The sequence below is a fragment of the Geminicoccus harenae genome (assembly GCF_019800005.1).
Classification (GTDB): domain Bacteria; phylum Pseudomonadota; class Alphaproteobacteria; order Geminicoccales; family Geminicoccaceae; genus Geminicoccus; species Geminicoccus harenae.
Genome location: NZ_JABGCL010000016.1, coordinates 68,806 through 88,421 on the forward strand (window position 1 = coordinate 68,806; position 19,616 = coordinate 88,421).

Here is a 19,616-nt window from a genome sequence, read left to right on the forward strand (position 1 = left end):
CCGGCGTCAGAAGCCCCGGTCCGGCAGGGGCTTGGTCGGCAGATGCGGGTCGTCGGCGCAGCCCAGCACCATTTGGTCGTAGTCGATGTTGGAACCGGTCATCAGTCCGCTTTCGTCCGAGCTGAGGAAAGCCACCATCCGCGCCACCTCGGCCGGGTCGATCAGCCGGCCGAACGGCCGGGCCTGGACCGCCCGCTCCAGCCAGTCGGGTGCCGCGTCGTGGAAGCGCTGCTGGATGCTGTGCTCGCCTGGCGTGTTCATCCAGCCGATGTTCAGCCCGTTCACCCGGATGCGGTCGGGCAGCAGCGCGTAGGCGACGTTGCGGGTGAGCACGCCCAGCGCCCCCTTGCTCGCGGCATATGCGGCCAGGAACGACTGGCCGCCATGTCCCGACATCGACTGGATCGAGACGATCGTCCCGGCGATCTGCTCGCGGCGCATCAGGCGTGCCGCGTCCTGCATCAGGAAGAACGGTGCTCGGACATTGATCGCGAACATCCGGTCGAACAACTCGGGCTCCGTGTCGAGGATGGTGCCCCGGTCGGTGAGTGCCGCAGCGTTCACCAGCGCGTGGAGCCGGCCGAACGCCTGGTCGGCCGTGGCGACTAGTGAGCGAGCCACCTCCAGCTCGCCGAGATCGCCCGCGACGAACCGGGTCGGGCAGCCACCGGCCGCCAGGTCCCGGGCCACCGCCTCGCCCCGCTCCCGGTTGCGGCCGGAAAGCACCAGGCCGGCCGCCCCGCGCGCGGCGAAGTGGCGGGCGATGCACTCGCCCAGCCCCTGGGTCGCACCGGTGATGACGGCGACCCGTCCCGAAAGCGTCTGCTCCATGATCGTCTGGCTCCCTGATCACTGCTGGCCGGTCGTGCCCGAGGCGAGTCCGCCGAGGAAGCAGGCGGCGCCTGCCGGTCCGGCTTCGCGGCTACGCGAAGGAAGCCGGGCTTGTCCAGCCCGACGACCGGCAGGCAACCAGATGATTTCAACAGGCTGGCGTAAGTATCATTGCCGGTCCTCCGAACACAGCCGATGAAGCAGAGTTTATCCTGGCATCGGTAAACAAATCGTTCATCTTGCCTCCGCTTTCTGATGCCCAGAAGCCGGCCATTCTTCAGTCTGCAAAAGCATGGATCGTGCCATTGCTGCAAAATGGACACGATGGTGCTCTTTCGCAGTGGACAGGGTTGCTAATCTGATTAGGTCGTATCATTCTGATGAAGTGTCTCTTAACCGGAGTTCATCAGGTGGTTGGTGTGGAAGTTGGTGACTCGATAACGAGCGCGTCCGGCTCGCTCCGTTCCGCAGGTCAGCTGAAGGAACCGGCCGGGCCGGCGCGATTCCGGGTCGTGCACACCAGCGGCGAGACGATCGTCGGCAGCGAGGCGGAGGCGAAGGCTCTCCTGGCCAAGCTGCCGGGTGCGCGGGTGTTCCGGCAGGAACCCGTCCACCACTGATGCCTGGGCCGGCTCGGTCCGGTGCGAGCATGGCTATCGGCACCGGGCCAAGCCGGCCACGCAACCGCAGCGACTGAGGGTTCCACCGCCGGTGCCCGTCATTTCCTGCCAAGCGGGCAACCGGCGGTGCGCCCACTGCTGGGCAACTGGCAGGTCCAGGTGTCCGGCAGGCCTGAGCTGAACAGGCCCCGGAATCAGTCAATCGGGAGCGATGCATCGAGCAGCCACTGGACCAGCATGTCCGGTACTCCGATCTGGCCGAAACGGCTGGCATCGCCTACCGAGCGAGGTGAGCATCGCTCGGGGGCCACTCACGTTTCCACCGGTAATGTAGGCGGTATCCTTGACCGCGCCGGGAATCCAACAGTTGCTTCAGCGGCAGCGTCGCGCGCGTATCCCGTCAACCTCCACAGCTGGCAGGACGCAAAGTGCGGTCGGACGGCGACACCATCTCCGAGACTGCCGCGACCAATCGATTTGATTGGTCTCTCGTGATCCTGCCGATCGAGGCAGCAAGTGGCCGATGGTGTGTAGGCCATGGGTCAGGTGAGCTTGGTAGAAGCCCCAACTTGGATCATGCTGGCCCATGGCAGCCCGGTGACGCCGAGCTTTCGCGCCGCCAAGGGAGGCGGAGGCGGTCATCAGGTCCGCCGCCACCCTACCGGGAGCGGCACTTCGTCGAGTGGGGCATCGGCAAGCTGGACCAATTTCGGGGCTCGCCCACGGGCGGAAACAGCCCCACTACCCCGCCATCGGCATCATCGCCGCCATCCTCCGTTGCAGCAGGTGCGTGCCGGCAGGACGCTGCGCAACCGGACCGGCCCGGCGGGCCCCAGCAGCGTCCGGAGCCCGTTCAGCCGATCCGGCGGCGGCGGATCAGGACGTAGAGCGCGCCGGCGCCGCCATGGTGGGTCTTGGCCTGGGTATAGGCCAGGACCTTGTCGCGCATCGGGATCTCGTCCAGCCAGCGTGGCGTCATGGTGCGCAGGATGCCGACATCGCCGCTGCCGCGCCCGGTGATCACCAGCACGCAGCGCGAGCCTACCCGCCAGGCATGGTCGATGAAGGCGGCCAGGCGGTCATAGGCGGCGATCTGGGTCAGGCCGTGCAGGTCCAGGCGCGCCTCCACGATCATCTCGCCGCGATGGAGGCGCTGCCAGGTGCGGCGGTCCAGGTCGACTGGGCCGCTGCGGTCTGCCCGGCGCGTGACCGGGCGGGAGACGGCCGGCCGTGGCATCGGCATCGGTGAGGGCGGGGGGGCCGGGGGCTGGGTCGCTTTCTGGGCGGCACCTGCAGATTGCTTCGCGGTCCTGCCGGGTCTCGCGTTCGTGGGAGCCGGCCTGGGCTGCACCGTTGCGGCAGGTGCGGCGGGGGGAGCAGGCGGGGCCACCGGCCGCGCGGTCTCCGCCGCGTCACGGGACAGGGGAGCCACGTCCTTGACGTAGTTGCGCCAGAGCGCCGCCTCGTCGGCGGAAGGGAGGCGGGGCCGGCGCATCTGCTCGGGGCTCAGCCGGCCTGGAGATCGTCGACGAGCAGGATGGCCAGCCGGCGCGGCCCGTGGGCACCCAGCTCCAGCCTCTGCGCGATGTCGCCGGTCCGCGACGGGCCGGTGATGAAGTTGACCGAGCGCGGTGGGCGGCCCTGCTCTCGGCGCAGCTCCTGCCAGGCCTGCTCATAGGCGCCGAACACGCGGGCACTGGGCAGCACGATCAGGCTGTTCTCCGGCAGGAAGGCCAGGAGGGTCGGCCGCTCCGCGGCCGAGCACAGCATCAGCGTGCCGGTCTCGGCGATCCCGGCGAACGCCAGGGTGAGGCCCGCCCCGTCATGCTGGTCGGCATCGCCGAAGCGTAGGCGCAGGAGCGGCTGGCTGGCGAAGCCGGCGCCCTGCAGCACCGGGTCCGGTGCTACCACCAGCTTCTGCGGCAGGTTGTGCCGGCGCAGGAAGGCACTGGTGGCAGCGGGCACGTCTGCCAGGCGCGGCAGGCGTTCGACCTCGGCCTGGACGTTGCGCGCCATGGTGGTGAACAGCTCGATCCGGCCCTCCAGGTCGAGCTGGCCGCGTGCCGGGATCAGGTTCGGCGCTGGATGGAACACCCGCTGCTCGACCGTGGCGATCGCCGCCGCCTCGTCCTCGGGCGAGCGGCGGTACACGTCGCGCAGCCGGCCGAGGATCGCCGCGCGACGGCGCTCGTTGTCGCTCATGGGCGGCTCCTCTGGCGCTGCCGCCACTGCTGCATGAAGGTGCGGCCCTCCGGTGCCGGCAGGTCGCGGCTGACCGTCCAGCCCTCCGCCAGCGGCAGTCTGGCGAACCGGCCGCGCTTCTTGCCGAGGCGGCCGAGCACGCCCATCGCCAGCCGGGTCGCCAGCCGGTAGAGGGCCGGCCGGCGGGCGAGATAGCCCCACGCACCCAGGCCCTGGCGGACGGTGGATGGCATCAGCTGGCGCTTGAACTGCTCCTCGCGCCAGTGGCGCATCAGGTTGGGCAGCGGGATGCGGACCGGGCAGACCTCCTCGCAGCGCCCGCAGAAGGTCGAGGCGTTGGGCAGGGTATGGGCGCTCTCGATGCCCACGAATTGGGGGGTCAGCACCGAGCCCATCGGCCCGACATAGACCCAGCCATAGGCATGGCCGCCGGCGGCCAGATAGACCGGGCAGTTGTTCATGCAGGCGCCACAGCGGATGCAGCGCAGCATGTCCTGGAACTTCGAGCCGATCATGCCGGTGCGGCCATTGTCCAGCAGCACCACGTGGAACTGCTCCGGCCCGTCCAGGTCGCCCGGGCGCTTGGGGCCCGTCATCACGGTCGTGTAGGCCGAGAATTCCTGGCCGGTCGCCGAGCGCGCCAGCACGCGCAGGAGGGTGAAGGCGTCCTCCATGGAGGGGATCACCTTCTCCAGGCTGGCGATCACGACATGGACCTTGGGCAGGCCTTGCGTCAGCTCGGCATTGCCCTCGTTGGTGACGGTGATCGCCGAGCCGGTCTCCGCGATCAGGAAGTTCGCCCCGGTGATGCCGACATCGGCCTGCAGATATTTCTGGCGCAGCACGGTGCGCGCCTGGCCCACCAGCTCGGTCGGATCGTCGGTGCGCGGCAGGCCGTGGGTCTGCTCGAACAGGTCGGCCACCTGGTCCTTGGTCAGGTGGACGGCCGGGCCCACCAGATGCGAGGGCGGCTCCTTGCGCAGCTGGATGATGTACTCACCGAGATCGGTCTCGACCGGCGTGATCCCGGCCGCTTCCAGATGGTCGTTGAGGCCGATCTCCTCGGCGATCATCGACTTGGACTTGGTGACCGTCTTCGCATCCGCGCTCTCGCAGATCTCCTGGACGATCCGCCGTGCCTCGGCGGCGTCGCGCGCCCAATGCACCTGGCCGCCCGCGTCCAGGACCCGGGCCTCGAAGGCTTCCAGGTAGAAGTCCAGGTTGGCCAGCGCATGGTTCTTGATGTCGCGTGCTTGGTCGCGGAGCTGCTCGAACTCCGGCAAACGCTCGGCCGCCAGGATGCGGCCGCGCTGCCAGCCGGTCTTGATGCCGCCGAGCGCGGTCTGCAGGTTCGGGTCGGCGAGGGCCGCCGCTGCCTTGGACTGGAAGGCGAGGCTGGTGGGCTGCATGGCTGGCTTCTCCTTCAGGCGTCGGCCGGCCGGCCGATCGGCGGCGCGTCCAGCTCGCCGGCCAGGACCTCGGCGACGTGGCGCACCTCGACGGCGCTGCCCCGCCTGGCCAGGCGCCCGGCCATGTTCATCAGGCAGCCGAGATCGCCCGCGAGCAGGAGGTCCGCCCCGGTGCCCTCGATGTCGGCTGCCTTGTTGTCGACCATCTTGGTCGAGACCTGCGGGTATTTCACGCAGAACGTCCCGCCGAAGCCGCAGCAGACCTCGGGCTCCTTCATCTCGGTGACCGCCAGGCCGGCGACACCCTCCAGCAGGAGGCGCGGCTGGCGCTTGACCTTCAGCTCGCGCAGGCCGGCACAGCTGTCGTGATAGGTGGCATGCCGCTCCAGCTGCGCCGGCACGGCCCGGACCCCCAGCACGTCGACCAGGAAGCTCACCAGCTCGTGGCAGCGGCCGGCGAACTCCTTGGCACGCGCGGCGGTGGCCGGATCGTCCTCGAACAGGTCCGGCACATGGGTGCGCAGCATCCCGGCACAGGAGCCGGACGGCGCCACCACATAGTCATAGCCCTCGAACGCGTCGATCAGGCCCCGCACCAGCGCCTCGGTGGTCGCACGATCGCCGGAATTGAAGGCGGGCTGGCCGCAGCAGGTCTGGGCTTCCGGCACCTCGACCGTGCAGCCGGCATCCTCCAGCAGCTTCACCGCGGCAAAGCCCACCGATGGCCGGAACAGGTCGACGAGGCAGGTCACGAACAGGCCCACCCGGGGGCCGGGACGAGAGGATGATTGGGCGGAGTTCATGAAGCGACCTTAGAGCCTTTTGCGCAGGCACAAAACGTTGAGGCTGGACGGGAACGGGCAGCCACGGCCCTCAGCTCGTGGGGGCCGCGGCCTTGGGCAGCAGGATCCACATGCGCCCCTGGCTCTTCATCGGCCCGGCAATCCGTTCGGCCGTGGGGCCCACGCCCAGGAACAGGTCGGCCCGCACGGCACCCTTGATTGCGCCACCCGTGTCCTGGGCCACCGCCAGGGTGCGCAGCGGTGCCCCGCCGACCTCGGGCGGCAGATGGGTGTCCAGCCACATGGGCGCCCCCAGCGGCCAGATCGAGCGGTCCACCGCCAGCGAATGGCCGGCGGTCAGCGGGATGCCCAGCGCACCTGGCGCACCCTGGTCGTCCGGCAGGTCGGGCAGGGGCCGGAAGAACACGTAGGACGGGTTGCGCCACATCAGCGCCTCCGCCTTGTCCGGATTCGCTTCCAGCCAGGCCCGGATCGTCTGCAGCGACACCTCTTCCTTGCTGAGCTCGCCGGATGCCACCAACTCGCGGCCGATCGCGTGGTACAGCCGGCCGTTCTGGTCGGCATAGCCGATGCGCTGCATCGTGCCGTCCGGCAGCCGTACCCGGCCGGAGCCCTGGATCTGCAGGAAGAACTTGCCGATCGGGTCGTCGACCCAGAGCAGCTCCAGATTCTGGGCGCTGAGCGCCCCCTGGTCGATCGCGGCGCGGTCGGGATAGAGCACCAGCCTGCCGTTCTCGACCCGGCCGGCCACGCGCCGGCCCTGGAGATCCTCGGCGAACTCGCCCAGGTCCACGGTCACCAGGTCGGCCGGCCGCGCGTGCAGCGGGACGCGGAAGCGTTCCGAAGGCTCGCGGGAGCCTTCGAGCACCGGCTCGTAATAGCCGGTGATCAGCCCCTCGGGCTTGCCGCCATCGGTGATCGCGAACGGCTGGAACCAGGCCTCGAAGAAGGCCTGCGCCGAGGCGTCGTCGGTGGGCGTGATCCGGGCCTGCCGGCAGGCGTCCTGCCAGGCCGACAGCCTGCCGGCGAAATCCTTGCCGCCGAACCGGGCATCGGGATCCGCCTTCTCGATCCGGCCGCAGCCCGCGACGAAGGCGCGCAGCGCCGCGGACGGGCTGGTGCCGGGCCAGCCGGCGAGCTCGGTGAACGCGGCGGGCTCCAGCGCCATGCCGGGCTCGGGCTCGGGCGGCTCGGGAGCGCAGGCGCCGAGCAGCAGGAGGGCGCCTGCCAGGAACCGACAGGCCGGGGTCTGCAGCCAGGACGGCACGGTCATTCCGGAGTCGCGGTCTCGGCGAGCAGCCAGTTGGGGTCGGGCGAGCGGACCGGGCGCTCGAACGTCCAGAGGTCGACCACCTCCTCCGGCCGCGCCGGGTCGCCGGCGATCGGGCGGCCGGACGCGTCGCGGGTCACGTTGATCTGCCGGCTGACGAAGCGCAGCGTCACCCGGGCGATGCCATGGCGCACCGAGGCTTCCACCAATTCGCTGGCCGGCTCGGCCATGATCTCGGTTTCCAGCCGCTCGCCGGCGGCGTCGCGCTGGTCGATCGCGGCCTTGAAGTTGCGGAACACCTGGTCCGACAGGAGCGGGCGCAGCGCCGCTAGGTCGCCGCGCGCGAACGCGTCGACGATCATGCCGAAGGCGCTCTTCGCACCGGTCATGAACCCGGCCAGGTCGAAGCCCGGGTCGGCCGCGCGCAGGGCGGCCAGGCCCGTACCGTCGACCACGGGCTCGGCCGGGGGCATGTCCACCGGTCGGCCGCGCCGGTCGGGCAGCGGCACGACATTGTCACCTACGCCGTCACCCTGGCCGGCCTTCTCCGCCGCGCGCGCCCGCGCCTCCTGCTCGCGCTCCAGGGGATGCCGCTCGAGGCCAGTCCGACGTCCGAGCACGCTGCGCAGCCGGTAGGCGATGAATGCCGCCACCATTGCGAAGAAGAGGATGTCGATATAGGCGAAACCGTCGGACATGATACCTGTTCGTTGAACGTGGCGGGAGGTGCAGCGCCCGCCAGATCGTTCCAATGGGCGCACCGGTCCGCCTGAACCGATGGGCGCCGCGATGGATCGGCCATCGTAGGCGAACCGCCGTGGATGGACCCGGCTCACTCCATCATATATGTCGCCATCGCCGAAGACAAAGCGCCAGCCTTGCCGATCCGATTACTCCGCTTCCTGCCGCTCGCCTGGTTCATCCTGGAGGTCGTCGTCCTGATCGAGGTCGGCCAGGAGATCGGCGCGCTCGCCACCGTGGGCCTGCTGCTGCTGGCCGCCGTGCTGGGCAGCCTCCTGATCCGCCATGCGGGCCTGAGCGTGCTGGCCTCGATGGTGGGGCCGGATCCCGGCGGGCGCACCACGCTGGAGCGGATGCAGGCCGCCGGCTGGAAGGTGGCGGCGGGCTTCCTCCTGATCCTGCCGGGCTTCGCCAGCGACGTGGTCGCCCTGCTCCTGTGCCTGCCGCCGGTGCGCAAGCTGCTGGCGAGCCTCCTGCCGCAGCCGCGCGTGACGCGCCGCAGCGTGATCGAGGGCGAGTTCCACGAGGTCGAGCCGGTGCCGGACGGCACGCTGGCGCCGCCACCCGGGGACGGCCCGCACCCGGCCGGCCCGGAGGATCGCCCGCACAACCCCTGGTCCGGCTCAGGCCCCCGGCCCGGGCCGGGCGGCTGACCTCCCGGCGATGCTGCTGATCCGCCACGCCCAGTCCGAGTGGAACGTCCGCTTCAGCCGCACCCGCATCGATGCCGGGCCAGCCGACCCGGTGCTCACCCCGGCCGGGCGGGAACAGGCCGGTGCGGCCGCGGCCCTGCTCGCCGGGTGGCCGATCCGGGCGATCGTCACCAGCCCCTATCGCCGCTGCCTGGAAACCGCCGCCCTGATCGCGGACCGGATCCACGCCCCGGTGCGGGTCGATGCGCTGGTGCGCGAGCGCTGCGCCTTTTCCTGCGACCGCGGCTCGCCACCGGGCCTGCTCGGCCGCCTCTGGCCGGAGCTAGACTTCGACCATCTGGACGAATCCTGGTGGGGCCGGGCGATCGAGAGCCAGCCGAGCATCCGGCGCCGCGCGGCTGCGTTCCGTGAGGAGGCTCGTACCTGGCCGGACCAGGATCGGACCCTGGTCGTCACGCACTGGGGCTTCCTGCGCGCACTCACCGGGCTCGAGGTCGAGAACGGCACGCTGGTGAGCTATGATCCGGTGAGCGGTGCTTCCCGCGAGGAAGCGGTCGTACCTGCCTGAAGGCCGCCGGGAGGGCGGCATCAGGCCCCGGGAGAGCGGCAATCAGGCGTCGCCCCTGCCGGCCCCACCTGCTAGGAAGCGCCGCGACGGCGCCGGGACCGGTTTCCCGGCGCGAGCACCTTGCCATAGCCACGGGACCATCCCGGATGGAGCCGATCTGATGAGTGACGAAACCCCCACCAACGGCCAGGCCGGGCAGGCCCAGCAGCAGCAGGCGCCGCGCCTGTCCATCGTCCTGCAGTACATCAAGGACATCTCGTTCGAGAACCCGAAGGCGCCGGCCGGGCTGCAGAGCAATGTTCGGCCCGAGATCCAGATCAAGGTCGACACCCGCGCCACCCAGGTCAGCAACGAGGGCCACTACGAGGTCGTGATCGACCTGGAGGTCGAGGCCAAGGCGTCCGGCGACACGATCTTCCTGCTGGAGCTGGACTATGCCGGCGTTTTCCAGATCGCGAACATCCCGCCGGACAGCCTGCAGCCGCTGCTCATGATCGAGTGCCCGCGCCTCCTGTTCCCGTTCGCGCGGCGGATCGTGGCCGACATGACCCGCGATGGCGGCTTCCCGCCGCTCATGATCGACCCGATCGACTTCGTGACCCTCTACCGCCAGCGGCTGGCGGCGGCGAGCCAGGGCGCGCAGGCGGACGACGCCACCGCCTGAGCCGGTCTCAGGGGGCGCCGGTCGGGGGCAGGTCCGGGTGCCGGGCCGCCACCAGCTCCAGCGCCTCCTCGACCTCGCCGGCAACCGTCGCGAGGGCCAGGGCGGAGGGCTCGGCGAAGCCTTCCGCGACCACGTGGCAGGCGAGCTCCAGCCAGGGCGTCCAGAACCGGCCGGTCCGGTCGAGCAGCACGATCGGCTTGCGGTGCTCGTCGAGCTGCTTGAGCGTCATGACGTCCAGCAGCTCGTCGATCGTGCCGAAGCCGCCGGGCAGGACCAGGTAGCCGTCCGCCCCGTCGATCAGCAGCCGCTTGCGCTGGAACATGGTGTCGACCACGTCCAGCCGGTGCAGGCCGGGCATGGCGACCTCGCGGCCGACCAAGTGCCGGGTGGTGACGCCATGGACCTCGCCGCCATTCTCCAGCACCGCCTGGGCGACGATCCCCATCAGGCCGACATGGCCGCCGCCATAGACGAGCTCCCAGCCGCGCCGGCCGATCGCCTGGCCGAGCTCGGCGGCCAGCTCGGCATGAACCGGGTCGCGGCCGGGGCGCGAGCCGCAGAACACCGCGACCCGGTGGCGCGCCACCGGCCCGGCCGTGGCGGCGCTCAGGCGGCCGCCTTCGCGTGGCCGCGGGTCGCCGCGTGGAAGTCCTCCAGGAGCTGGCGGGTGAGGGGACCCACCTCGTAGGTCAGCTCGTCGATCGCGCGGACCGGGGTGATCTCGGCAGCCGTGCCGGTCACGAAGATCTCCTGGGCGTTCGGCAGCTCTTCCGGCCGGATGTGCCGCTCGATCACCTCGATGCCGCGCGCCTTGGCCAGCTCGATCACCGTGCGCCTTGTGATGCCGTTCAGGATGCAGTCGGCGATCGGCGTGTGCAGCTTGCCGTCCATCACCAGGAAGATGTTGGCGCCGGTGGTCTCGGCGACATAGCCGCGATAGTCGAGCATCAGCGCGTCGCCAAAACCCTTGGCCTCGGCGGCGTGCTTGCAGATCGTGCAGATCATGTAGAGCCCGGCGGCCTTGGCATGGACCGGGGCGGTGTTCGGCGCCGGGCGGTCATAGACCGCGCGGGTCAGGCGCAGGTCGGAATAATAGGCGCCCCACTCCCAGACCGCGATCGCCAAGTGGATCTTGGACGCTTGCGCGGCCACGCCCATCATCTCGCTGCCGCGCCAGGCGATCGGCCGGACATAGCAGTCCGACAGGCCGTTCTTGGCGATCGTGGCGTTGGTCGCCTCGTCGATCTGCTCGACCGTCCAGGGGATCTCGAAGCCCAGCACGCGGCCGCTGTCGATCAGCCGCTGGCTGTGCTCGCGCAGCTTGAACACCCGGCCGGCATAGGCGCGCTCGCCCTCGAACACCGAGCTGGCATAGTGCAGGCCATGGGTCAGCACGTGCAGCCTGGCATCGCGCCACGGTACCATCTCGCCGTCGTACCAGATCCAGCCGTCGCGGTCGTGGTAGGGAATCAGCGCTGCCATGGTGGGCGAACCTCGGTGTCATCAGGCGTGCATCGGCGGGCGTCATGCTCCGGCGATCGTCGGGGCGCGCTATCATCGGAGGTCCCGGGATGTCAACGCAACCGGGTACGTGCTACCGGGTTGACGCGGGCAGGCCACCCCAAAAAAGACGCAAGGGCAGATGAGCAGCGGCAACCCCCTGTTCCTCCGGGACGAGGACCTGGACGAGGCGATCCTGATGATCGAGCGGGCGCAGCGCCTGGTGGCGGCCGACGTGGCCGATCCGCTCGCCGGGCACGGCCTGGGCGCCACCCATGACCTGGTGCTGCGCCTGGTGGCCCGCCGGCCGGGCGTGACCATGGCCGAGCTGCGCCGCCAGATCGCCGCCAGCAAGCAGACCCTGTCCCGGGTGCTGGCCGAGCTGGAGGCGCGCGGGCTGGTGGTGCTGGAGCAGCGCGCCGAGGACCGCCGCCAGCGCCCGGCGCGGGTCACCGAGGCCGGGGAGACGACCCTGGCGGAGCTCGACCAGCAGCGCCGCCGCCGGCTGCGCCGCGCCTTCCGTGCGGCGGGACCCGAGGCGGTGGGCGGCTTTCGCCGGGTGCTGGCCGTCCTGCTCGACCCGGAGCCGGCCGGGCGCAGCGCCGGCCGGGCGCTGGCAGGCTAGGCGGGGCCGCCGATGACCGAGGCCGGCGAACGGCATCTGCTGGTGGTGGACGACGACCCCCGCCTGCGCCAGCTCCTTCAGCGCTTCCTGATGGGCGAGGGCTACCGCGTCTCGGTCGCCCAGGATCTCGCCGAGGCGCGCCACGCGCTCGAGACGGTGATGTTCGACCTGATCGTGCTGGACGTGATGCTGCCCGACGGCGACGGGGTCGGCTTCACCGCCGAGCTGCGCCGCCACCGCGACCTGCCCGTGCTGCTGCTCACCGCCCGCGGCGAGCCCGACGACCGGATCGCCGGGCTGGAAGCGGGGGCGGAGGACTATCTGGCGAAGCCCTTCGAGCCGCGCGAGCTGGCGCTTCGGATCGCCACCATCCTGCGCCGCAGTCGCCCCCCGGCCAGTGAGCCGCTGCCGGTCGGCCGTCTGCGCTACGACCCGGTTGCCCGCGAGCTGTTCGATGAGGACGGCCCGGTGCGCCTGACCGAAGGCGAGACCGCGCTGATCGACTTCCTGGTCGCGCGGGCCGACCGCCCGCTCACCCGCTTCGAGATCGCGACCGGGGTCGGGCTGGACGGGACCGACCGGGCGGTGGACGTGGCGGTCACCCGCCTGCGCCGCAAGATCGAGCTGGACCCCAAGGCGCCGCGCCTGCTCGTGACCGTGCGCGGCGAGGGCTACATGCTCAAGACCGGGACCGACCGGTGGTCGTGACCGCGGCACCCCGCCCGGCCGGACGCCCGCCCGCCCGCGGGGTCATGCCGCGCTCGCTGTTCGGCCGCTCGCTGCTGATCGTGCTCCTGCCGCTGATCATCCTGCAGCTCGTGGTCGCCTATGTCTTCTACGCGCGCCACTGGGACACCGTCACCCGCTGGCTGGCGCTGGGCCTGGCCGGCGAGACCGCGCTGATCGCCGACCTGATCGAGCAGACCCCGCCCCCTGAGCGGGCAGCGCTGCTGGAGCTGGCAAGGAAGCGGACCGGGCTGGCCCTGTCCTTCCAGCCGGACACCGATCTCGTCGAGGCGGCGACACTGGCCGGCATCGACGAGCGCGACGTGCCCGCGACCATCCGCGAGGTGTTCAACGAGAAGGTCAAGCGGCCGTTCCGCCTCGACCTGCGCATCGGCCAGGACGACCGGGTCGCCGTGTGGGTCGCGACCGATGGCGGCATCCTGCGCGTCCTGGGCGAGCGCAAGCGCCTCACCAGCACCACCACCACCCTGTTCATGCTCTGGATGGTCGGCGTGTCGCTGGTGCTGGTGGTGATCGCCATCTACTTCCTGAGCCGTCAGGTCCGGCCGATCCGTCGCCTGGCCGAGGCCGCCGACAGTTTCGGCAAGGGCCGCGACATCGGCGACTTCCGCCTGGAGGGCGCCACCGAGATCCGCCGGGCCGGCCACGCCTTCAACCTGATGCGCCAGCGCATCCTGCGCTTCATGCACCAGCGCACCGACATGCTGGCGGCGGTCAGCCACGACCTGCGCACCCCGCTCACCCGGATGAAGCTGGAGCTGGCGATGATGCCCAGGCACCAGCCGGGCGTGGCCGACCTGATGAGCGACGTCGAGGAGATGCAGCGCCTGATCGACGCCTATCTGAGCTTCGCCCGCGGCGAGGGCCGCGAGGTGCCGGAGTTGGTCGACCTCCAGGCGGTGCTGGCGGAGATGGCCGAGCGGGCGAGACGCGCCGGGGCCTTCGTCGAGCTCCAGCCGGGGCCGGAAACCCGCCTGCCGCTGCGCCCGGTGGCGATCCGCTCCTGCCTCGCCAACCTGGTCGACAACGCCGTGCGCCATGGCCAGCGGGTGGGCCTCAGCCTGCAACTGGGCGTTCACTACGTCACCGTCCATGTCGACGATGACGGGCCGGGCATCCCGGCCGAGCAGCGCGACCAGGCGTTCCAGCCCTTCAACCGGCTGGACCCGTCCCGGCGCCGCGCCACCGGCGGGGTGGGGCTGGGGCTCACCATCGCCCGCGACGTGGCGCTGGCCCATGGCGGCGACATCGAGATGGACAACTCGCCGCTGGGCGGCCTGCGGGTCAGCCTGCGCCTGCCGCGCTGAACCGCGGGCCGGCTTGTCCCTCCGGCCGCTGCCCTCTACATCCGCAGGCGAATTTCGGCCCGCGAGTGCGCGATGCAGCTTCCCGACGCTCCCCCGCTGATCCTGGCTTCGCAGAGCCGGGCCAGGTCCCGCCTGCTCGAGGCGGCCGGGCTGGCGTTCGCCGTGGAATCGGTGCCGGTCGACGAGGCCGAGGTGAAGGCGGCCCTGGCCGCGGAAGGGGTCGCGGTCGAGGACGCCGCCGTGGCGCTGGCGGAGATCAAGGCGCAGCGCGTGGCCGCCCGCCATGCCGGCGACGTGCTGGTGCTGGGCGCCGACCAGATGCTGGAGGTGGACGGGCGCTGGCTGGACAAGCCGGAGGAGCCGGGTGCCGCCCGCCGCCAGCTCCAGGAGCTGCGCGGCAAGCGCCATCGCCTGTGGAGCGCCGCGGTGCTGTTCCGCTCCGGCAGCCGGATCTGGCATCATGTCGAGCCGGCCGAGCTGTGGATGCGGCCGCTTTCGGACGGCTTCATCGACGCCTATCTGGCAGAGGCCGGCGAGGCGGTGCTCCATTCGGTGGGCGCCTACCATCTGGAAGGCCTGGGCGCCCAGTTGTTCGCCAGGGTCAAAGGCGACCATTTCACGGTCCAGGGCCTGCCGCTCCTGCCGCTCCTCCAGGCGCTGCGCGACCAGGGGGTGCTGGCGGCGTGATTTTGCCCCCATGATCCTGGTAGGCCTCACCGGGTCGATCGCGACCGGCAAGAGCCATGTCGCCAGGCTGTTCCGCGCCTTCGGCGTGCCGGTGTTCGACGCGGACCTGGCGGTGCATCTCCTGTTCCGCGCCCATGGCGCCGCGGTGGCACCGGTCCTGGCCGCGTTCCCGACGGTGGTCGCCGCCGATGGCGGGATCGACCGCGCCGCCCTCGGGCGGCAGGTGTTCGGCGATCCGGCAGCACTGCGCCGCCTGGAGGGGATCGTCCATCCGCTGGTCCGGGCCGAGGAGCAGCGCTTTCTCACCCGGGCCGCCCGCAACGCCACGCCGGTCGTGGTGCTGGACATCCCGCTCCTGTTCGAGACGGGCGGTGAGCGGCGGGTCGACCGCGTGGTGGTGGTGAGCTGCTCCGACGCAATTCAGGAGCAGCGGGCGCTCCGCCGGCCGGGCATGACCCGCGAGCGCCTGGCCCGGATCCGCGCCCAGCAGGTCCCGACCGCGCAAAAACGCCGGCGGGCCGACCTGTTCATCCCGTCGGGCTTTGATCGGGGCGAGGTGCAGCGCCGCCTGGCGGGCTTTCTCGGCGGGCTGTGCCATCGGGGCGATGGTGTCTGGCCCGGGCGCTATGCGATGAACGCCCGGCTGAGCGAGAGGACCCGACATGCGTGAGATCGTGCTCGATACCGAGACCACCGGGCTGAACCCGCGCGACGGCCACCGGATCCTGGAGATCGCCTGCCTGGAGCTGGTCCACCAGGTCCCAACCGGCAAGACGTTCTACACGCTGATCGACCCGCAGCGCGACGTGCCGGAGGAGGCCGCGCGCATCCACGGCATCACCGCGGACAAGCTGGTGGGCCAGCCGCGCTTCAAGGAGATGGTCGACGAGTTTCTGGCCTTCATCGGCGACGACCCGCTGATCATCCACAACGCGCCGTTCGACATGCGCTTCCTGAACGCCGAGCTGTTCCGCGCGCGCCGGCCGGAACTGCCGTTCGACCGGGCGGTCGACACGCTGATGCTGGCCCAGCGCAAGTTCCCAGGGGCACCCGCCAGCCTGGATGCCCTGTGCCGGCGCTTCTCGGTGGACAATTCCGGGCGCGTGTTCCACGGGGCACTGCTCGACTGCGAGCTGCTGGCCGAGGTCTATGTCCACCTGTTGGGTGGCCGGCAGGCAGCACTCGGCTTTGCGATGGACGCCCGTTCGGGCCTGGCTGCGGCGGGGCCCGCCGAGCGGCCGTTCCGCCCGGCCCGGCCGCATGAAGCCACCCCTGAGGAACTCGCCGCGCACGCCGCCTTTGTCGGCAAGATCAAGGACGCCCTGTGGAACGCGGCTTGAGCCCTGCCGCCCCGGGCGACTAGAAGGCCCGCGACGCGCGTGGAACGCCGGACCTGCGGCGATAGAGGAGTGACGCATGGCGAAGATCAAGGTCAAGAACCCGATCGTCGAGCTCGACGGCGACGAGATGACCCGGATCATCTGGCAGATGATCAAGGACAAGCTGATCCTGCCCTACCTGGACGTGGACCTCCTCTACTACGACCTCGGCATCGAGCATCGCGACGCCACGGACGACCGGGTGACGGTCGAGGCCGCCGAGGCGATCAAGAAGCACAATGTCGGCGTGAAGTGCGCGACCATCACCCCGGACGAGGCCAGGGTGGAGGAGTTCAAGCTCAAGAAGATGTGGAAGTCGCCGAACGGCACGATCCGCAACATCCTGGGCGGCACGATCTTCCGCGAGCCGATCATCTGCCAGAACGTGCCGCGCCTGGTGCCGGGCTGGACCCAGCCGATCGTGATCGGCCGCCATGCGTTCGGCGACCAGTACCGCGCCACCGACTTCAAGGTGCCGGGCAAGGGCAAGCTCACCATCACCTTCCAGCCCGAGGACGGCTCGGCCCCGATCCAGCACGAGGTCTATGACTTCGGCGGCTCGGGCGTGGCGATGGCCATGTACAACCTGGACGAATCCATCCGCGAGTTCGCCCGCGCGTCCATGAACTATGCGCTGCAGCGAAAGTGGCCGCTCTACCTCTCCACCAAGAACACGATCCTCAAGGCCTATGACGGCCGGTTCAAGGACCTGTTCCAGGAAGTGTTCGACGCCGAGTTCGCCGACAAGTTCAAGGCGGCGGGCACGGTCTACGAGCACCGGCTGATCGACGACATGGTGGCCTCGGCGCTGAAGTGGTCGGGCGGCTATGTCTGGGCCTGCAAGAACTATGACGGCGACGTGCAGTCCGACACGGTGGCGCAGGGCTTCGGCTCGCTGGGCCTGATGACCTCGGTGCTGATGACCCCGGATGGCGGCACGGTCGAGGCCGAGGCGGCGCACGGCACGGTGACCCGCCATTATCGCGAGCACCAGAAGGGCAAGCAGACCTCGACCAACCCGATCGCCTCGATCTTCGCCTGGACCCGCGGCCTCACCTACCGCGCCCGGATCGACGGCACGCCGGACGTCGAGCAGTTCGCCCAGACGCTGGAGAAGGTCTGCATCGACACGGTCGAGAACGGCCAGATGACCAAGGACCTGGCGGTGCTGATCGGCCCCGACCAGCCCTGGCTCACCACCACCGGCTTCCTCGACGCCCTCGACAAGGGGCTGGCCAAGGCGCTCTCCTGAGCGGTTCTGGCCTGAACGATCCCGGCCGTAACGGTCGCAGGGGCGCCGCTTGGCGGCGCCCCTTGCGCATGGTGCGTGCGCAGCTCGATGCGCACCGGCCGCGCCGCCTGCTCCGCCGCTTCCTCCGCCACGAGGAGATCAGCGCGGTCCTCACGCCACCGGTGCGCATCGCGGCCCTGGTCGTGGTGCTGGTCAGCTATTTCTTCGCCGTGTTCTGGCCGCTCGAATGGCGGCTGCCGCGCCAGGTGCTGAACCAGGTCGAGATCGGCACAGACGGCCAGGCGCGGTTCGACAAGCCCGGCGTGCTGCGCAGCTACGCTCCGCCCCCCTGGCTCGTGGACGTGAAGCAGGGAGCACCCTTGCGGGTACGGCTGGACGTCCTCCCTGGCCCGCCGCATCCGCGCTTCCTCGGCCGCCTGTTCGCCATCACGCTGGGCTGGAACGGCCGCCTGCTCTCGATCGACCGCGACGACGACGTGCTGCTGGTGCATCTGCGCGCCAAGGGCACCAGCCTCGACGGCTATCCGCCGCTGCGCGCCCGTGGCGTGTTCCAGGAGGGCCGTCCATTGCGCCTGGACCTGGCGCTGGTGGGCCCGGATCTCACCGTGCAGGTGGACGGCCGGACGGTGATCCGCCACCGCTACCCGGACGATCCCCGAAGGCGCTGGATCACCAGCTACAAGCTGGCACTCGGCAGCGACATCAACCTGCGCCGCTTCTTCCTGGGCGAGATCACTCATGCCGAGGTGAGGGTGGGCGAGCAGTCCCACGACCTGCTGGCGCCCGGTGCGCTGTCCCGCCCGCACCGCATCTTCTTCCTCGACCGCGAGCCGCGCCTCGTCCCGTTCCAGGACATCTGGACCCGTGACGCCTGGCGGAACGTGGTGGGCTTCATCCCGCTCGGCATGGTCGCGGCGATCTGGCCGGGCGCCACCCTGTTCTCCGTGCTGGCGACCGGGCTCGCCATCAGCGGCAGCATCGAGTTCATCCAGCTCACCGTGCCGCGCCGGGTCCCCTCGGTGGACGACGTGATCACCAACACGGCCGGCGCCTTCTGCGGCTGGCTGCTGATCTTCTTCCTGCGCACGGCTCTCGACGCCTGGGGGCGCCGGCGTGCCCTGGCAGCGGCGGCCGGGCGGGCCGGCTGAAGCCACGGTACCCGCTTTCGCGGACGATGCGGCTTAAGTATGACTTTTGCCCCGGCTTGCCGCGGGGACCGCTTGCCAAGCAGTTCCGGCTCGCTCAAGAATCGGCGGCAGAGCGGACCGCGAAGGCCGCCTTCAGGGAGGTTGGAACCGATGACCCGGAAGTTCGGCGTGACGCCGGAAACTCGTCGCTCGTTCATCAACAAGGTGACCGGCTCCAGCGCGGCCGCTGCCGCCCTGCTGGGCGGCATGGGCATGAGCCCGATGATGGGTGCAGCGCTCGCCCAGGAGATGGGCCGCTCAGAGAAGCCCTTGAAGGCTGCCTTCTCCAATGCCGGCCTCCAGGCGACCTGGTGTGCCCAGGGCAAGCAGGCCGCGGAATACTGGGGCAAGCTGTTCAACGTCGAGGTCACCTGGTTCGACGGTGAGCTCTCCGCGCCCAAGCAGCGCGCCGCCATCGACAACATGGCCTCCCAGCAGTGGGACTTCGTGGCGATCCAGGCCTTCGGCATCGGCACGCTGACCGACCCGGTCAAGCGGATGATCGACGCCGGCACGCCGGTGATCGACATGGATACGCTGATCGCCCCGCTCGAGCAGATCGACGTCCACAGCTTCCTGGCCCCGGACAACGAGTTCATGGGCGCCTCGGTGACCCAGGCCCTGGTCAACGCGATCGGCGGCAAGGGCAAGATCGTGATGACCCAGGGGGCACTCGGCCATACCGGTGCCCAGGGCCGAGCCCGCGGCTTCAAGTCGGTGGTCGAGAAGTTCCCGGAGATCGAGGTGCTGGACGAGCAGCCCGCCGACTGGGACGTGACCAAGGCCACCCGGATCTGGGACAGCCTGCTCACCAAGCATTCCCAGATCGACGCCGCCTTCTTCCACAATGACGACATGGCGCTGGCCGCCCAGAACGTCATGAAGGCGCGCGGCCGCGACAACATCCTGGTGGGCGGCGTCGACGCCATGCCGCCGGCGGTGGAAGCGGTCCTGGACGGAAGGATGCACGCTACCGTGCGCAACCCGTCCAGCCGCATCCATGGCGGGGCGATCATGGCTGGCGTGGCCGCGGTGGTGGCCGGCGAGAAGAGCGGCGAGGGCATCCCCAAGCACGTCGTCACCGATGGCCCGGTGGTGACCAAGGACAATGCTGAAGGCATGCTCTGGATGCAGCGGCATTTCCTGATCTGATCGGCCTGGTCTGGTGAAA

Annotated in this window: 21 protein-coding genes; 12 read left to right on the forward strand and 9 right to left on the reverse strand. The window is 70.3% G+C overall.

The window, feature by feature from the left end:
• Positions 1-6 precede the first annotated feature (6 nt).
• From HLA95_RS15970 to HLA95_RS16000, 7 genes are all read right to left on the reverse strand, one after another.
• The gene (locus HLA95_RS15970; protein ID WP_222183815.1) at positions 7-831 is read right to left on the reverse strand and encodes an SDR family oxidoreductase; all 825 of its coding nucleotides are present in this window, start codon (positions 829-831) and stop codon (positions 7-9) included.
• A 1,473-nt stretch (positions 832-2,304) separates the two neighbouring features.
• Positions 2,305-2,688, reverse strand: a complete 384-nt coding sequence (locus HLA95_RS15975; protein ID WP_191062096.1) for a Smr/MutS family protein — start codon at positions 2,686-2,688, stop codon at positions 2,305-2,307.
• Positions 2,689-2,957: 269 nt separating this feature from the next.
• Positions 2,958-3,653: a LutC/YkgG family protein gene (locus tag HLA95_RS15980; protein WP_222183817.1), complete on the reverse strand. Its 696-nt coding sequence runs from the start codon at positions 3,651-3,653 to the stop codon at positions 2,958-2,960.
• Positions 3,650-5,062, reverse strand: coding sequence for a LutB/LldF family L-lactate oxidation iron-sulfur protein (locus HLA95_RS15985; protein WP_222183819.1), 1,413 nt, complete (start codon positions 5,060-5,062; stop codon positions 3,650-3,652). Before HLA95_RS15985 ends, HLA95_RS15980 begins: the two co-directional genes overlap by 4 nt.
• A 14-nt stretch (positions 5,063-5,076) precedes the next feature.
• The gene (locus tag HLA95_RS15990; RefSeq protein ID WP_222183821.1) at positions 5,077-5,865 is read right to left on the reverse strand and encodes a (Fe-S)-binding protein; all 789 of its coding nucleotides are present in this window, start codon (positions 5,863-5,865) and stop codon (positions 5,077-5,079) included.
• Positions 5,866-5,935: 70 nt separating this feature from the next.
• Complete coding sequence (gene mltA / locus HLA95_RS15995; RefSeq protein WP_222183822.1) at positions 5,936-7,138, reverse strand: murein transglycosylase A; 1,203 nt, start codon at positions 7,136-7,138, stop codon at positions 5,936-5,938.
• Positions 7,135-7,833, reverse strand: a complete 699-nt coding sequence (locus tag HLA95_RS16000; RefSeq protein ID WP_222183824.1) for a Tim44/TimA family putative adaptor protein — start codon at positions 7,831-7,833, stop codon at positions 7,135-7,137. The genes mltA and HLA95_RS16000 overlap by 4 nt, the downstream gene beginning before the upstream one ends.
• Before the next feature lie 180 nt (positions 7,834-8,013).
• Here HLA95_RS16000 and HLA95_RS16005 point away from each other — a divergent pair, with 180 nt between their 5' ends.
• From HLA95_RS16005 to secB, 3 genes are all read left to right on the forward strand, one after another.
• The gene (locus HLA95_RS16005) at positions 8,014-8,529 is read left to right on the forward strand and encodes an FxsA family protein (RefSeq protein ID WP_222183826.1); all 516 of its coding nucleotides are present in this window, start codon (positions 8,014-8,016) and stop codon (positions 8,527-8,529) included.
• A 10-nt stretch (positions 8,530-8,539) separates the two neighbouring features.
• Positions 8,540-9,097 (forward strand): histidine phosphatase family protein, encoded by a 558-nt coding sequence (locus tag HLA95_RS16010; RefSeq protein WP_222183828.1) that lies wholly within the window; start codon positions 8,540-8,542, stop codon positions 9,095-9,097.
• A 160-nt stretch (positions 9,098-9,257) separates the two neighbouring features.
• Positions 9,258-9,761: a protein-export chaperone SecB gene (secB, locus tag HLA95_RS16015; protein WP_191062522.1), complete on the forward strand. Its 504-nt coding sequence runs from the start codon at positions 9,258-9,260 to the stop codon at positions 9,759-9,761.
• Positions 9,762-9,768: 7 nt separating this feature from the next.
• Here the strand turns inward: secB and HLA95_RS16020 are convergent, their stop codons facing one another.
• Both HLA95_RS16020 and HLA95_RS16025 read right to left on the reverse strand, forming a co-directional pair.
• Positions 9,769-10,347, reverse strand: a complete 579-nt coding sequence (locus HLA95_RS16020; RefSeq protein ID WP_222183830.1) for an LOG family protein — start codon at positions 10,345-10,347, stop codon at positions 9,769-9,771.
• A 20-nt stretch (positions 10,348-10,367) separates the two neighbouring features.
• Positions 10,368-11,243 (reverse strand): branched-chain amino acid aminotransferase, encoded by an 876-nt coding sequence (locus HLA95_RS16025; RefSeq protein WP_191062543.1) that lies wholly within the window; start codon positions 11,241-11,243, stop codon positions 10,368-10,370.
• A gap of 160 nt (positions 11,244-11,403) precedes the next feature.
• Here HLA95_RS16025 and HLA95_RS16030 point away from each other — a divergent pair, with 160 nt between their 5' ends.
• The 9 genes from HLA95_RS16030 (at position 11,404) to HLA95_RS16070 (ending at position 19,597) form a co-directional block, all read left to right on the forward strand.
• Positions 11,404-11,886 carry a MarR family winged helix-turn-helix transcriptional regulator gene (locus HLA95_RS16030; RefSeq protein ID WP_222183832.1) on the forward strand — a complete coding sequence of 161 codons (483 nt, stop codon included), beginning with the start codon at positions 11,404-11,406 and terminating at the stop codon, positions 11,884-11,886.
• A 12-nt stretch (positions 11,887-11,898) separates the two neighbouring features.
• Positions 11,899-12,594, forward strand: coding sequence for a response regulator (locus HLA95_RS16035; protein WP_222183834.1), 696 nt, complete (start codon positions 11,899-11,901; stop codon positions 12,592-12,594).
• On the forward strand, positions 12,585-13,940 hold the full coding sequence (locus tag HLA95_RS16040; protein WP_223861792.1) for an ATP-binding protein: 1,356 nt from the start codon (positions 12,585-12,587) through the stop codon (positions 13,938-13,940). The genes HLA95_RS16035 and HLA95_RS16040 overlap by 10 nt, the downstream gene beginning before the upstream one ends.
• Before the next feature lie 72 nt (positions 13,941-14,012).
• Entirely contained in the window at positions 14,013-14,627 is a 615-nt protein-coding gene (locus HLA95_RS16045) for a Maf family protein (protein ID WP_222183836.1), read from the forward strand.
• A gap of 10 nt (positions 14,628-14,637) precedes the next feature.
• Positions 14,638-15,297 carry a dephospho-CoA kinase gene (gene coaE, locus HLA95_RS16050; protein ID WP_191059298.1) on the forward strand — a complete coding sequence of 220 codons (660 nt, stop codon included), beginning with the start codon at positions 14,638-14,640 and terminating at the stop codon, positions 15,295-15,297.
• Positions 15,290-15,967, forward strand: coding sequence for a DNA polymerase III subunit epsilon (gene dnaQ / locus HLA95_RS16055; protein WP_191059299.1), 678 nt, complete (start codon positions 15,290-15,292; stop codon positions 15,965-15,967). Before coaE ends, dnaQ begins: the two co-directional genes overlap by 8 nt.
• Before the next feature lie 76 nt (positions 15,968-16,043).
• Entirely contained in the window at positions 16,044-17,258 is a 1,215-nt protein-coding gene (locus HLA95_RS16060; RefSeq protein WP_191059300.1) for an NADP-dependent isocitrate dehydrogenase, read from the forward strand.
• A 68-nt stretch (positions 17,259-17,326) separates the two neighbouring features.
• Positions 17,327-18,406: a VanZ family protein gene (locus HLA95_RS16065; protein ID WP_223861478.1), complete on the forward strand. Its 1,080-nt coding sequence runs from the start codon at positions 17,327-17,329 to the stop codon at positions 18,404-18,406.
• A 246-nt stretch (positions 18,407-18,652) separates the two neighbouring features.
• Positions 18,653-19,597 carry a sugar ABC transporter substrate-binding protein gene (locus HLA95_RS16070; RefSeq protein WP_322100141.1) on the forward strand — a complete coding sequence of 315 codons (945 nt, stop codon included), beginning with the start codon at positions 18,653-18,655 and terminating at the stop codon, positions 19,595-19,597.
• The last annotated feature ends 19 nt before the right edge of the window (positions 19,598-19,616 follow it).